12 protein-coding genes are annotated in these 13,987 nt (G+C 59.8%); 10 read left to right on the top strand and 2 right to left on the bottom strand.

Going from position 1 to position 13,987, the window contains the following annotated elements; all coding sequences use genetic code 11:
• Window positions 1-21: 21 nt before the first annotated feature.
• The 4 genes from AAEO81_RS01575 to cysC all read left to right on the top strand — a co-directional run bounded on the left by AAEO81_RS01575 (window position 22) and on the right by cysC (window position 6,225).
• Window positions 22-4,401 (top strand): RHS repeat-associated core domain-containing protein, encoded by a 4,380-nt coding sequence (locus tag AAEO81_RS01575; protein WP_341961238.1) that lies wholly within the window; start codon window positions 22-24, stop codon window positions 4,399-4,401.
• Window positions 4,388-4,618: a hypothetical protein gene (locus AAEO81_RS01570; RefSeq protein ID WP_341961236.1), complete on the top strand. Its 231-nt coding sequence runs from the start codon at window positions 4,388-4,390 to the stop codon at window positions 4,616-4,618. Before AAEO81_RS01575 ends, AAEO81_RS01570 begins: the two co-directional genes overlap by 14 nt.
• Before the next feature lie 265 nt (window positions 4,619-4,883).
• Window positions 4,884-5,579, top strand: a complete 696-nt coding sequence (locus tag AAEO81_RS01565) for a sulfotransferase family 2 domain-containing protein (protein WP_166595867.1) — start codon at window positions 4,884-4,886, stop codon at window positions 5,577-5,579.
• 22 nt (window positions 5,580-5,601) lie between these two features.
• Entirely contained in the window at window positions 5,602-6,225 is a 624-nt protein-coding gene (gene cysC / locus AAEO81_RS01560; RefSeq protein WP_341964436.1) for an adenylyl-sulfate kinase, read from the top strand.
• Between the two features lie 738 nt (window positions 6,226-6,963).
• Here the strand turns inward: cysC and AAEO81_RS01555 are convergent.
• Window positions 6,964-8,451 (bottom strand): YdgA family protein, encoded by a 1,488-nt coding sequence (locus tag AAEO81_RS01555; protein ID WP_341961233.1) that lies wholly within the window; start codon window positions 8,449-8,451, stop codon window positions 6,964-6,966.
• Window positions 8,452-8,667: 216 nt separating this feature from the next.
• Here AAEO81_RS01555 and AAEO81_RS01550 point away from each other — a divergent pair, with 216 nt between their 5' ends.
• The 3 genes from AAEO81_RS01550 to AAEO81_RS01540 all read left to right on the top strand — a co-directional run bounded on the left by AAEO81_RS01550 (window position 8,668) and on the right by AAEO81_RS01540 (window position 10,140).
• Window positions 8,668-9,360, top strand: coding sequence for an HAD-IA family hydrolase (locus AAEO81_RS01550; protein WP_341961232.1), 693 nt, complete (start codon window positions 8,668-8,670; stop codon window positions 9,358-9,360).
• Between the two features lie 157 nt (window positions 9,361-9,517).
• Window positions 9,518-9,841, top strand: coding sequence for a type II toxin-antitoxin system RelE/ParE family toxin (locus AAEO81_RS01545; protein WP_341961231.1), 324 nt, complete (start codon window positions 9,518-9,520; stop codon window positions 9,839-9,841).
• Window positions 9,838-10,140, top strand: coding sequence for an addiction module antidote protein (locus AAEO81_RS01540; protein ID WP_341961229.1), 303 nt, complete (start codon window positions 9,838-9,840; stop codon window positions 10,138-10,140). Before AAEO81_RS01545 ends, AAEO81_RS01540 begins: the two co-directional genes overlap by 4 nt.
• Before the next feature lie 9 nt (window positions 10,141-10,149).
• Here the strand turns inward: AAEO81_RS01540 and AAEO81_RS01535 are convergent, their stop codons facing one another.
• Window positions 10,150-11,115, bottom strand: coding sequence for a LysR family transcriptional regulator (locus AAEO81_RS01535; RefSeq protein ID WP_341961228.1), 966 nt, complete (start codon window positions 11,113-11,115; stop codon window positions 10,150-10,152).
• A gap of 306 nt (window positions 11,116-11,421) precedes the next feature.
• Here AAEO81_RS01535 and AAEO81_RS01530 point away from each other — a divergent pair, with 306 nt between their 5' ends.
• Genes AAEO81_RS01530 through AAEO81_RS01520 form a run of 3 tightly spaced genes read left to right on the top strand, consistent with a single transcriptional unit; the run spans window position 11,422 to window position 13,930 of the window.
• A complete protein-coding gene (locus tag AAEO81_RS01530; RefSeq protein WP_166595872.1) occupies window positions 11,422-12,300 on the top strand; it encodes an amino acid ABC transporter permease in 879 nt (292 codons plus the stop codon).
• Between the two features lie 21 nt (window positions 12,301-12,321).
• Window positions 12,322-13,086, top strand: a complete 765-nt coding sequence (locus AAEO81_RS01525) for an amino acid ABC transporter ATP-binding protein (protein ID WP_110946697.1) — start codon at window positions 12,322-12,324, stop codon at window positions 13,084-13,086.
• Window positions 13,087-13,108: 22 nt separating this feature from the next.
• Window positions 13,109-13,930, top strand: a complete 822-nt coding sequence (locus AAEO81_RS01520) for an ABC transporter substrate-binding protein (protein ID WP_166595873.1) — start codon at window positions 13,109-13,111, stop codon at window positions 13,928-13,930.
• Window positions 13,931-13,987: the final 57 nt, after the last annotated feature.

The following is a 13,987-nucleotide window of genomic DNA, read 5'->3' as shown; positions in this document are numbered from 1 at the left end:
CTTACGTGGCGTGAAGAAGAAATGTCTGACCCCCTCTACGCAGCCCGCCTCGGCGACGCCCTTTCCCACACCCCGATGATGGCGGACATCCTCGGGGGTGTGCTTGAGGTCGCGGCCAACGTTGCAATCACTGCACTCGCCACTGCGGCGGTCGTGGCCGCGACGGGCATCACCGTAGCCACCGGCGGGCTCGGCGCTTGCGTGCTGGGGGTCGTGGTCGGTGTGGTGGTCGGCGTGGCGATGAGCAAGACCGGGGCGGACAAAGGGTTAAGCGAGTTATGCGAGGACATCGGCAATGGCCTGTTCCCGCCGACGGTACAGGCCAACATCCTCACTGGATCGACCGACACTTTCATCAACGGGATTCCCGCCGCGCGCGCCGCGGGTGCTGTGCCGTCCGACCTTGAAGCCAGCGGTACACCCGAGACTGCGGAGCCCGCTGCCGAACCTACCTATCTGGACATGGCCAAGGGGTTCTTCGCCCAAATGTGGCGCCCCACAGTGGCCGTTCCCGCGCCGGGCGTCGTGCCCAAACCGCTGGACTTGGTGCTTTGCACACGGCACCCGCCCATGCCGCCGCAGTTTCTTGCCGAAGGGTCGGACAAGGTCACCATCAACGGGCAACCCGCCGTTCGCAGTGGCGACCGCAGCACGTGTGATGCCACTGTCGTTTCGTCCGGATTGATCTCACCCAACGTGCGCATTGGCGGCGGCAAAGTAGTGGTGCGGGAAATTCGCAGCGGCAAGACGCCGGGTATTGGCCTGGCCATCGCGGCGTTGATGATGCTCAAGGGCGGCAAGGGAAAATTTGTCAGCAATCTGCCGTGCATGTTGCTGGCCGGTGCGACATCGTTTGTCACCAGCATGGCCGTCAGCGCCCTGACTCGCGCCAGCAGCGGCGCGCCAAACCCGGTTCACGCCGCCACTGGCGCCAAGGTGCTGGGTGGCGAAGACGAGCTGGACGCCGTCCTGCCTGCCTTGCTCCCCATTCATTGGCAACGCGTTTACAACAGTCGAGACGAACGAATCGACGGGCTGTTCGGCGTGGGCTGGAACGTTCGCTTTGAGGTTAGCGTCGAGCTTGAGCCTCATCCCGATGGCGGCCAGTGCCTGATTTACACCGACGAGCAAGGCCGACGCATCGACATGGGCTTGATCCCATTGGGTGGCGCGGTATTCAGCGCCGGTGAAGGGTTGAGCGTGAGGCGCCACGGCAACGGCCAGCTGTTGATCGAAAGCGAGGACGGCCTTTATCGACTGTTTGAGCCGACGCCCGCGACCCCGGCCCGTCTTCGATTGACGCAACTGGGCGACCGCAACGACAACCGCATTTACCTCGACTACGACGACGCTGGACGCCTGACCCAACTGCGCGACACGTTCGAGCAGCCTCGTCTGGTGCTGGGTTATTCAGCGACTCACCCTCGCCGCGTCGCGCGTATTGAGCGGGTGATCCCCCACGAAGCGCGGGAACTGCTGGCGTCCTACGACTACGACGCGCGCGGTCAACTGATCGAGGTTCGCAATGCGTCGGGCATCGTGCTACGCCGTTTCGCCTACGACGAAGGCTTGCGCATGTGCGAGCACCAACTCGCGGCCGGTCTGCGCTGTTTCTACCAGTGGGCATGCGTAGACGGCAAGTGGCGAGTGGCGCATCACTGGACGGATCAGGGCGATGAGTACCGCTTCGATTACGACGTGGCAGCGGGCGTGACGCGCATTACCGACAACCTGAATCGGGTCAGCACGCGCTGCTGGAACGCGCAGCATCAAATCACTGAATACCGCGACAACCTGGGCCACCTCTGGCGCTTCGAATGGAACAACGAACGCCAGTTGTTGAGCGCCACTGATCCGCAGAACGGCCGGTGGGAGTACGGCTATGACGAGGCCGGAAACCTGTGCTCCACCCTCGATCCGCTAGGGCGCAGGGAATCGACGGTGTGGCTGGAACACTGGGCGTTGCCGCTGGCCGAAACCGACAGCGCGGGCAGCACATGGCGTTACCGCTACGATCAGCGCGGCAACCGAACAGAGGAAATCGACCCTTCGGGGCACGCGACCCGTTATCGACACGACGCGTTCGGCAGGGTGATCGAGATCATCGATGCCAGCGGCAGGAGCAAGACGCTGCGCTGGAACGACTTCGGGCAATTGCTCGAACTCATCGACTGCTCCGGCTACCCGACCCGTTATCAGTACGACGCACGTGGACAGTTGATCAGCATCACCGACGCCCTCGGCGAGCGAACGCAACTGACCTACGACGCTCGGGGGCATCTGAACCACTGCACACTCGCGGACGGCCGCACTCAGCAATACCAACGCAGTGCCAGCGGCCAGCTCATCGGCTATCTCGACCCGGCTGGGCATCTGAGCCAATACCGCTACGACAGACGCGGCACCATTCGCCAACGTGTCGATGCGCAGGGTCGGCGACTCGACTTTGAGCACGACGCGTTTGGTCGGCTGAACGTTCTGACCAACGAAAACGGCGAACATTATCGCTTCACCTGGGACGCCAATGATCGTCTGACCGAGCAGCTCGATCTGGACGGCAGCGCCCGTCGCTACCGCTACGACGCATTGGGTAACGTCACCCAGATTGCCTATTGGCCGGCTCCATTTGGGGAGGGTCTGGCATTGGTGCCCGACACTCCGCCTGCGCCCATCGTGCATGCGCTTGAGCGGGATTCGGTGGGGCGGCTGATCGCCAAGGTGACTGACGACGGTCGCACCGAATACCAGTACAACGCGCGCGACCAGATGTGTTCGGCCAGCTTCACAGGCACTGATGGCGTGCGACAGTCCCTCAACTTTGCCTACAACGCTTCAGGACAGCTGCTGCAAGAGCAGAGTGACGCGGGCTCTCTGACCCACGTTTACGATGAACTGGGAAACCTGGCGCAAACGCAATTGCCCGATGGCCGCTGGTTGAATCGCCTGCACTACGGCGGCGGCCACCTGCACCAGATCAACCTGGACGGCGTCGTCATCAGCGACTTCGAGCGCGACCGCTTGCATCGCGAAGTGCTGCGCACCCAAGGCCAGAGCACGATGTATCAACGCTACGACCGCACCGGGCGTCTGCACACTCGCCTGCGTCGGCGCAGCGATCAACCAGCTCAGCTGCCCGCGCCAGACCAGCAGCATTTCGAGTACGACCCCGGCAACAACCTGGTGGGCGAGACCCAACGTCAAGCCGGTCAGGATCATCGCCAGTTGCTGCACTACGACGCCACGGGCCGCATCCTGGCCAGTCAGGGCGTCGTTCAAGGCCAGCATGAAATCTTTGCGTATGACCCGGCCGCCAACCTGCTCGATGCCACGCAATCGGGCAGTCGCCACGTGTTGCATAACAAACTGCTCACCTATCAGGACAAGCGTTATCGCTACGACGCCTTTGGCCGAATGGTCGAAAAACGCAGCGGCTCAGCACGGGTGCAGCGTTTCAGCTACGACGCCGAGCATCGATTGACAGAGGTCCGCACGCGCGACGGTGTGCGTGAAACGGTTGTGCACATGCAGTACGACCCATTGGGGCGGCGCATCGCCAAGGTCGAGCGAAACGCCCAAGGCACCCTGCTGGGAGAAACGCGGTTTGTCTGGGACGGCTTGCGCCTGCTGCAAGAACACAAGCACGGGCTGAGCAGCCTGTATGTCTACGCTGACAACGGCCAAGAGCCGTTGGCGCGCGTGGACGGCACAGGCGCTCAACAACGCATTCGTTACTACCAAAACGATCTCAACGGTTCGCCGCAACAGCTTCTGGAGCCGGATGGCACGACCCTCTGGCGCGCCCGCTATCGAACTTGGGGCAACACCGTTGAAGAGGTCCGTGAGGCGCATTTTCTGGAAGAGCAGAACCTGCGGTTTCAGGGGCAATACCTGGATCGTGAAACGGGCCTGCACTACAACACCTTTCGGTTTTATGACCCGGACATCGGGCGCTTCACGACCAAGGACCCGATTGGCCTTCAGGGTGGTTTCAACCTCTATGCCTATGCCCCGAACCCCATCACGTACATTGACCCGCTGGGCCTTAGCACCGCCCTCGTCCCCTACTGGCCGCCAAACCGTGGCGCTCTGGGCCCTATCGACAACATCACGCTGCAACCGGGCACGATCATCGACCGTTACGGCTATCCGGGCGGGACGTTCACGTCGCCGGTGGGCATTCCTTACACCATGCGCGCACTACCGCCGGGCACGAACCTCAAGCCCTACACGGTTTATGAAGTCATGAAGCCGATTCCTAACGTATCCTCCAGCAAAATCGCGCCGTGGTTTGGCGAGTTGGGTTACGGACAGCAATTCGAGCTTGAGAAATCAGTCCAGTCGTACCTCGACTCCGGACATTTGAGAGAAGTCAAAAAAGGAGGCAAATGTGGATCGCCTTGAGTTGGGCCAACAGCTGAAAGCCCTGAACGCCCCCGCGGACAGTTACGCCATCGGCGATGTCCGCGATGAAGCGCTTTGCCTGATCGAAGAGGGCGGGGTATGGAAGATTTTCTACAGCGAGCGGGGCCTCCGGACTGAGGAGCAGTCGTTCGACCGGGAGGACGTCGCGTGCGAGGCATTTCTGCAACGCTTGAAGCGGATGCTGGGGATGGGCTGAATCGTGAGGGTTGGATCAGTATCAGCGTGCGCAGTCTGCCCCTTGATTCCCCTGTTTCAAAACCGTACTAAACACCCTGTTTAAAATCGCGCAGTTACAGCAGTTCGCTAACTTTTATAACCGCAATGTATCCACTTACAAAACAATGGATACATTGAACCACCAGCATTCACGCCTGCGTAAAGTATTTGCAAAGTTCACCCTGTCCGTTTTTAACTGCCTGTAGTCTGAACATTGCTCCATCCCCAGCTACAGGTCACTCCCTATGAACCATTTATTGTGGAAGTTATTTCCAAAGACCCAGCGCGAGTTTTTGTTAGAGCGGCTGTCCGTCGTGGACCGTCAGGTGGTGAACAAGACGCTGTCGCGCAAGGCCCGGTTTCCCGAGGCCTTCGACCATTTCGAGTGCATTTTCATTCACGTGCCAAAGTGCGCAGGCAGCAGTGTAGCGATGTCGATTTTTGGCGACACACCCACCGGGCATTTGCCATTGTACTGGTACGAGAAGCAGTTCAAAGAGCGTTATGAGCAGTATTTCAAGTTTGGCTTTGTACGTGATCCATTACATAGAGCATTGTCGGCTTATCGTTATTTATTGCAGAACCCGCAGCCGCGAGATAGAGCGGCCTTTGAGTTGGTTAGCCGTTATTCGCGGTTCGATACGTTCGTCGATGGCTGGTTGCACGCAGAGAATGTGTCGAAGCAAATACACTTCGCGCCTCAATATCATTTTCTGCAAAACGGCATGGGGCAGATTGCGGTGGATTTCATCGGGCGGCAGGAGCATCTGGAGTCGGATTTCACTGCGCTGTGCGAACACCTCGGGATCAGCGTCCCGTTGCGCCATCTCAATCGCTCGCCCGGTGCTCACTATCGAACGAACGGTTTGTGTTCCGATGCCTCGCGCAAGCGTATCCGAGAGGTGTACGCCCGCGACTATGAGCTGTTTTCCTATGACTGACGGCCGTTACGAGGCTCGCCCGATGATCATTGATGCACCGCTCGCGGTCAGACAATTGGAGCGTGAGTCGCTCAAACATCAACGCGCCTGTTGCATCTGGTTCACCGGGCTGTCGGGCGCGGGGAAAACCACGCTGGGCAATCATCTGGACCAGACGCTGGTGGCGCACGGGCTGCACAGTTACTTGCTCGACGGCGATCGGTTGCGTCGCGGGCTGTGTCAGGACCTGGGCATGAGCGAAGAGAGTCGGCGGGAAAATGTCCGTCGCATCGGTGAGGTCGCCAAGTTGATGGTGGACGCGGGGTTGATCGTGATCGTGTCGGCAATCTCGCCTTATCGCGCAGACCGCGATGCCTGCCGACGTCATTTCGCCGAGGGGCAGTTCATCGAGGTGCACGTCAGCACGCCATTGCGCGAGTGCATGCGTCGAGATGCGAAAGGACTGTATCGGGCGGTGCGCGAGGGCAAAATACGGAATTTCACCGGAATCGACAGCCCGTACGAGCCACCGACTGAGCCGGAATATGTTGTGGACACCCGCGTGGATTCCGGCGCCCTGTTCATCGATCAGTTGCTGTCGCAGTTGCTGGAGACGCGACCGAGGAGCGGTGCTTACCCAGCATTTACGAGTTCGCGTGCGCTGTAGCGTCAGTTATCCATTCGGCGACTGAACTATCGCTTCGCTGCCGTCGTACCTCCGGCGTCTCCCACAGGATTTGATGCACGCCGAAGCGTTGCGACTGACATCAAATCCGGGGATGCGGGTCGGCCCCGGAAAAGGCGGCCGACGCTTAGCCTGTGGGAGCTGCCGGAGCTGTGCGACGGCCGTGATAGCGTCTCTCACAGGATTTGATGCAGGGCGAAGCGTTGCGACTGACATCGAATCCGGGATGCAGGTCGACCCCGGAAAAGGCGGCCGACGCTTAACCTGTGGGAGCTGCCGGAGCTGCGCGACGGCCGTGATAGCGTCTCTCACAGGATTTGATGCAGGGCGAAGCGTTGCGACTGACATCGAATCCGGGATGCAGGTCGATCCCGGAAAAGGCGGCCGACGCTTAACCTGTGGGAGCTGCCGGAGCTGTGCGACGGCCGCGATAGCGTCTCTCACAGGATTTGATGCAGGGCGAAGCGTTGCGACTGACATCAAATCCGGGGATGCAGGTCGGCCCCGGAAAAGGCGGCCGACGCTTAACCTGTGGGAGCTGCCGGAGCTGCGCGACGGCCGTGATAGCGTCTCTCACAGGATTTGATGCAGGGCGAAGCGTTGCGACTGACATCAAATTCGGGATGCGGGTCGACCCCGGAAAGGCGGCCGACGCTTAGCCTATGGGAGCTGCCGGAGCTGTGCGACGGCCGCGAAAGCGGCCTGTCAGGCAACGAGAAATCAATACCCGCGATTGAACATCACTACTTTGCCCATCATGGCGGCGGCGAATTGTTGGGCGGTCATTTTTTCGCCATTGAAGTCTACGACGTCGTCGGCGTAGTGCAGGTTGGACACGATGTTGTCGCCCTCGACCTTGCCCACTTGCAGCATGATCGCCATGCCGCCCACCGTTTCAGCGGCGCCCTGCGCCTGTTGCGCGATGGCGGCCGGGTCGGTCAGGCCGGCCGACTGCGCTTGCAGCGAAGCGAGGTCACGGATCATCGGTTTGGACAGCACCAGCTTGGCGTCGGCCTGGGTCAGCAGTTGTTTGAGCAACGCAGCGCCTGGCTGGTCGAAGGACGTCGGATTCCCCAAATCCATCGTCAGGCTGAAATGGCTCTCGCCATTGGCCGTCTTCAACGACAGTTTTTCCAGCTCGATGTGTGGTTTGGCGGCCAGCATTTTGCCGACTTCCGCTTGCACCAGCGCTTGGTCTGCCGCGCTCAACTGTGGCGTGTAGGACTCGCCCATTGCCGCTGCCGCCTGGGCTTGCGGCTGGATTTTGTCCTTGTAGATCTGCAGCAGGTTCTTGGTGGAGGCGATGTCGAAGTTGGCAAACTTCCACAGCATCTGCGAAGAGCCGATGGTTTTGCCCGCGACGCTGATGTTGCCGATGTCGTAGCTCACTTGCGCGTTCAGGCTGCCTTCCACTTCCTGCAACAGGCTGGTGTTGACGAAATCCTTGAACTGGATCGGCGGCTGGCCAGCGGCCTGGAACGTGGCCGAGGACACCTTCGCGTCGCTGTGACCCAGGTAGAAGCCGGACTTGCCTTTGGTGCCGCCCGTGTTGAAGGTCACGTCGTTGAGGGTCAAGTGCACCGGGCCCTCTTCGGAGGTCGCGGTCACGTCCAGGCTACCCAGCACGCCGTTGGCTTCGAGCTTTTCGCCGTCGGCGGTGCCCGACGCGTTCAGGGTGAAACCGGAGAATTTGAACGAGCCGTTCTGATCGTCGAACTGGAACGGCAGGAAGTCGATCCGGCCCTGCCCTGCGCGGTCGTAACCCATGCTGAAATGGGCGGTCAGCGGCGCTTGGCCGTTGGTCATGGCAAACCATTTTTCGGAGAAGACGTTCTTTTCCAGTTCGGTGTTGCTGGCAGCCATGACCGGCACCAGATTCAACGATTTCACGCGGCTCCATGGGAACGGCCCGTGTTCGATGTTATCCACGAACAGCAATTCGATCGGCTGGCCTTCATTCAGCTTGGGGTTCTGAATCGTGAACTTGTAGTGGGCGGTACTGGTGAAAAAATGCCGATCCAGCGACAGCAGCTGCACACTCGCGCTGCCTTCGTGACCCGCAAAGGCGGTCTGGATCTGTTGGTTGCCCTGCTGAACGGCATCGCCGAGCACGCCTTCGAGGCGGGTGCCCGTGTACCAGGCGCCAGCGGTGATGAGAGCGCCTGCGACTATGACCACGCCTACGGCAATGTTGACTGATTTTTTCATGTGTCGACTCGAAGATGTCCGTTCTTGAAGAGAGGTGATGTCGTCCCTGACCCCGGAGGGTTCCGGCGCCACAACAGGGGCGCCGAGCAGCACCTTGCGCTGCCCAGAGCCCGGCGAGAGTAGCACCTGACGAGGTCATTTTGCAGCCGTTGCGCCTAGCCACGGCCTTTGCCGAGGCGTTAGGCTGGGCGTCACTCTGCAAACGGGATCGATGAAATGAGCAACGTGCAAACGCCGAAGGGGCCGATCAAGGCCGTGATTTTCGACATGGATGGCCTGTTGCTGGACACCGAGGGCATCTACACCGAAGTCACTGACACCATCGCCAAATGGCACGGCAAGACGTTCGACTGGGCGGTGAAGCAGCACTCCATCGGCCGTGGCTCGCAGGATTTCGCCGAGTATGTGATCAGCGCGCTGCAACTGCCGATGTCCGCCGAGGAATTTCTCACGGTTCGTCAGCCAATGCTCGACGAGCGCTTCCCTCACGCAACGCCGATGCCGGGTGCCGAAGCGCTGGTGCGTCATCTCGCCGAGCACAATATTCCGATTGCCGTGGGCACCAGTTCGTCGCTGCACTATTTCAAGGTGAAGACGGATAATCATGGCGCGTGGTTCGAGCTGTTCCGCCACGTGGTGACCGCTGACCATCAGGACGTCAAGGCCGCCAAACCGGCGCCGGATATCTTCCTGACGGCTGCCCGGTTGTTGGGCGTCGATCCGAAAGACTGCCTGGTGTTCGAAGATTCGCCGTTTGGCGTGACCGCTGCCAAGACAGCCGGGATGTACGCGGTGGCTGTCCCGGATTCGCACATGCCAGTGGCGCAATACGCCCACGCGGACCTGATACTGGGGTCGCTGGCAGAGTTTCCGCTGGAAGATTGGGGGCTGCCGGGGTATCGCCGTTGATCCACATTGTTCTGGAGCAAGCCACGGACGTTAAGTGCCGACTAGGGTGACGGCTAGGGTGGACTCATAAGCGCTACAGAACTTGTCGCGATTTCCTACCGGCTGTAACGAGGATAGCGGGCATCACCACACATTCCGCGGCGCTAAAGTCGCCCACATGAATAACGTCACACACTATCTGTCCTCCAACGGCGAAGATCTTTACCAACATTGGTTAGAGCGGTTGAAGGACAGAACCGCCAAAGCCAGAATCACCATGCGCGTCAACCGAATCGCTGCAGGCGCATTCGGGGACTGCAAACCCGTAGGCCAGGGTGTCTGGGAGTTAAAGATCGATCACGGCCCAGGTTATCGGGTTTACTATGCCCTGGCCGACAAGCAATTGATCTTGCTGTTGCTAGGGGGCGACAAGCGTAGCCAGCAGGCGGATATCCACAAAGCGATAGCGTGCTGGGGCGATTACCAGTGGAGAAAGCCATGACCAGATCACGTGATCACGACGAAACAGTCATTGCGATGATTCGGGACGATCCGCAATTTGCAGCAGAGTATCTCCGAATTGCGTTCGAAGAGCTGGACGAAGAAGGAGGAGACATTGCGTTTATCTCCGCCCTGAGACACGTAGTCGAGGCGCGCGGAGGGATGACGGTCATCGCAGCGAAAACAGGACTCTCTCGCGAAAGCCTCCGTAGAGCGTTGTCCCCGAGTGGTAATCCCACCTTGAAAACGATGCGTCAGGTCGTGCATGCCACGGGTTTGACGTTCGCCGCCATTGCGTGACGCTGCAACTTAAATCACCCGCTTCAAATCCACCCCCAACGCCTGCGCAAACGCCTTGACCAGCGGGCTTCTCGGGGCGTTTTGGCGGAGGATGAGGTTGAAGGGGGTGCGCAGGTGAATGAGGTCAGGACGCAGTGCGCGGAGCTGGCCGTCGCGGATCAGGTTGCGCGCGAAGTGTTCGGGCAAGAAACCGACGAAGCGCCCGGTGAGGATCAGCATCGCGACCGCTTCGACCTGTGAGGCCGACGCCGATTGGCTGTCGTCATTGACGAAACTGGCCTTGTCGCGGTGAATGGCATAGCGGTGGTTCACCACTTGGGAATGACGCAGGCTGTCGATGTCCAGTTCTCGGTCATCGACGTTGAACAGCGGATGCCCGACCGCGCAATACGCGTGGGACAATTCTTCATACAGCTCAAAATAATCAAACTCTTCACGACGCTGATACACCGGCACGAGGCCGACGCTCAATCGCCCTTCGACCACGCCCCGCTCTATTTCGTCGAGTTGCGAGGCATGGAGGCGCAGTCTTACTTTGGGCGCGTCATCGTGCATTGTTCGAAGCGCGGCAATTAACGGCGAACTTTGATCGGACATCGTGTTGTCGATAACGCCAATACTCAGGTCGCCGATCAGTTCATTTTGTGCCGAACTAATCCGGTCGCGAAAAGTGTCCACCGAGGCAAATAATTCGATGGCCGCCTGATAGACCAGCTTGCCCTCTTCGGTCAGATGAAAACCTTCACGCCCGCGTGTGCAGAGCCGCATGCCGATACGAATTTCGAGGTCGGAAATCTGCTTGCTGATGGCTGCAAGCCCCACGTTCAGCTCGTTTTGCGCGGCACTGAAGCCGCCTGCCTCGACCACAGCCTGAAAAACCCGCAGGAGCTTGAAGTCCATTCCACTGAGCGATAAAGGGGGACGAATCCCCGGTTTCGGCGGCACGTTTCCAGAAGTGGAAAGTGGAGTTTCCATAATGCTTATTTACCTCGCCCGTCATATTCAACAGGCTTTGACCCACAACAAAAACATGCCCGATTGATAATAATGAACACAGAAAATGGCGATTGGCAACCATCTGCACGACGCCCTGATCAGTGACCCGGTCGCTGCGATCAGAGAATAAAACCTGACACTTCGATCAGGACTTTTAACGCGACACTGCCCCTCACTCTCAGCGAATATCCAGCCTCGGATGCGTGCCCGAACACTCGCCAATCCGCCTGAAGTGCACTCGCTGAAATCGAACATGCGCGGCCTGAACAGCTTCGGAGAGACACCATGAACCAGAATCCGGCAGAACGTCTGCAAGCCGAGCGCAAAAAGGCCGAAAACGAGTTCGACATCACTCAGTACGAACACGTCCCGCGTCGCTACTACGGGCGCATTTTCTTCGCAACGCTGATCGTCATTGCCTTGGCGGGTCTTGCCCGGGCGTTCGCCAACGGCCAGATCGAGTGGAGCTACATCGGCCAGTTTCTGACCTCCGAAGCGATTCTTTGGGGGCTGCTCAACACCATCATCATGTCAGTGTTGGCGATGGCGCTCGGTGTGGTGATCGGCGTGATCACCGCGATCATGCGCATGTCCGCCAACCCGATTCTGCGCTACGTCGCGATCACCTACACCTGGCTGTTTCGCGGCACGCCGCTGATTCTGCAATTGCTGCTGTGGTTCAACCTGGCGCTGATCTTCCCGGTCATCGGCATTCCCGGCCTGTTTCAGCTCGATACTGTGAGCCTGATGACGCCTTTCGTGGCCGCGCTGCTGGGCCTGAGCATCAATCAGGGCGCGTACACCGCCGAGGTCGTGCGCGCGGGTCTGCTGTCGGTGGACACCGGCCAGTACGAGGCCGCGAAATCCATCGGCATGCCGCGCTTGCAGGCGCTGCGTCGGGTGATTCTGCCCCAGGCGATGCGCGTGATCATTCCGCCGGTGGGCAACGAATTCATCGGCATGGTGAAGATGACCAGCCTGGCCAGCGTCATCCAATACTCCGAGTTGCTGCACAACGCTCAGAACATTTACTACGCCAACGCCCGCGTCATGGAGCTGCTGATCGTCGCCGGTATCTGGTACCTGGCGGTGGTCACGGTGCTGTCGTTCGGTCAGAGCCGTCTGGAGCTGCGCTTCGCGCGCGGCGCTGGCAAGCGCTCGTAAGTCAGGCCCTGGAGAATCGCCATGAGAAGCATCGTCAAAGCCGTCGGCCTGAACAAATATTACGACCAGTTTCATGCCTTGAAAGACGTCAGCATCGAGGTCGAGCAAGGCGAGGTGCTGTGCATCATCGGGCCTTCGGGCTCCGGCAAGAGCACGCTGCTGCGTTGCGTCAACCAACTGGAAAAGATCGACAAGGGCGGCCTGTGGGTCGATGGCGAGCTGGTGGGTTATCGCATCGTCGGCAACAAACTGCATGAGCTGAACGACGCGCAGATCGCCCGTCAGCGCCTGAGCACCGGCATGGTGTTCCAGCGTTTCAACCTGTTCCCGCACATGACCGCGTTGCAGAACGTGATCGAAGGCCCGATCCAGGTGCTCAAGCGTTCGCCCAAGGAAGCCAACGAAGAGGCAGTCGAACTGCTGGCCCGCGTCGGCCTTGCGGACAAGCGCCATTCCTATCCCGTCGAACTGTCCGGCGGCCAGCAACAGCGCGTGGCCATCGCTCGCGCGCTGGCGATGCGGCCCAAGCTGATGCTGTTCGACGAGCCCACTTCCGCCCTCGACCCGGAGCTGGTGGGCGAAGTGTTGTCGGTGATGCGCGACCTTGCGCACAGCGGCATGACCATGATCGTCGTGACCCATGAGCTGGGCTTCGCTCGCGAAGTCTCCAACCGCATGGTGTTCATGGACGGGGGCCAGATTGTGGAGGCCGGCAGCCCGGAAGACATTCTAATAAGCCCACAAAACCCAAGAACCCAAAGCTTCATTTCTGCCGTTCGCACCTAAACCAGAACAAACGAGAACGACCATGAAAAAAATGATCCTCCCGACGTTACTCGCAGGCCTGATGGCCTCCTCCGCGGTCTTCGCTGACGTGCCCGCCAGCCTCAAGGAAAAAGGCGAAATCACCGCCGCCATCGTGCCGAACTACCCACCGATGGACTTCAAGGACACCAGCACCAACACGCTGACCGGTCTTGACGTGGACCTGGGCAACGCGCTGGCCGAGCGTCTTGGCGTGAAAATCAAATGGCAGGAAACGGCTTTCGAGCAGATGGTCAGCGGCCTGGTCACCAAGCGCTTCGACATCATTCTGTCGGGCATGACCGATACCGCCGAACGCCAGAAGTCGGTGACGTTCATCGATTACTTCACCAGCGGCCCACAGCTGTACACACTCACCAAAAACACCGAGCTGAATCAGCCTGAAGACCTGTGCGGCAAGAAAGTCGGCACCAGCCGCCGCACCACCTGGCCTGCGGAAATCGCGGCGTGGAGCAAGGAAAACTGCGAGGCCAAGGGCAAACCTGCCATCGTTGTCAGCGGTTCCGAAGGCTCGGCCGACGCCCGCGCGCAACTGCGTCAGGGTCGTCTGGACGCGGCCATGCAAGGCAGCGAAACCATTCCTTACCTGATGTCGCAGGAGAAGGACACCTACAAGCCCATCGGCCTGGCGATCTCCAAGCAGTTCACCGGCCTGGGCGTGAACAAGTCCAATCCTGAGCTGGCGAAGGCGATTGCCGAAGCGATGCAAGCGATGGTCGATGACGGCACCTACGGCAAGATCCTGAAGAAGTGGGAGCTGGAACAGGGTGCAGTGGCCAAGGTCGGGATGGATCAGGGCAAATGATTCGCCGCTTTGTATAGGTACGCCGACAAACTGTAGGAGTGAGCTTGCTCGCGATTG

The sequence above is a fragment of the Pseudomonas sp. RC10 genome (assembly GCF_038397775.1).
Classification (GTDB): domain Bacteria; phylum Pseudomonadota; class Gammaproteobacteria; order Pseudomonadales; family Pseudomonadaceae; genus Aquipseudomonas; species Aquipseudomonas bambusae.
The sequence above is the reverse complement of the archived record's forward strand: the minus strand, read 5'-3'. Positions and strand labels throughout refer to the sequence as shown.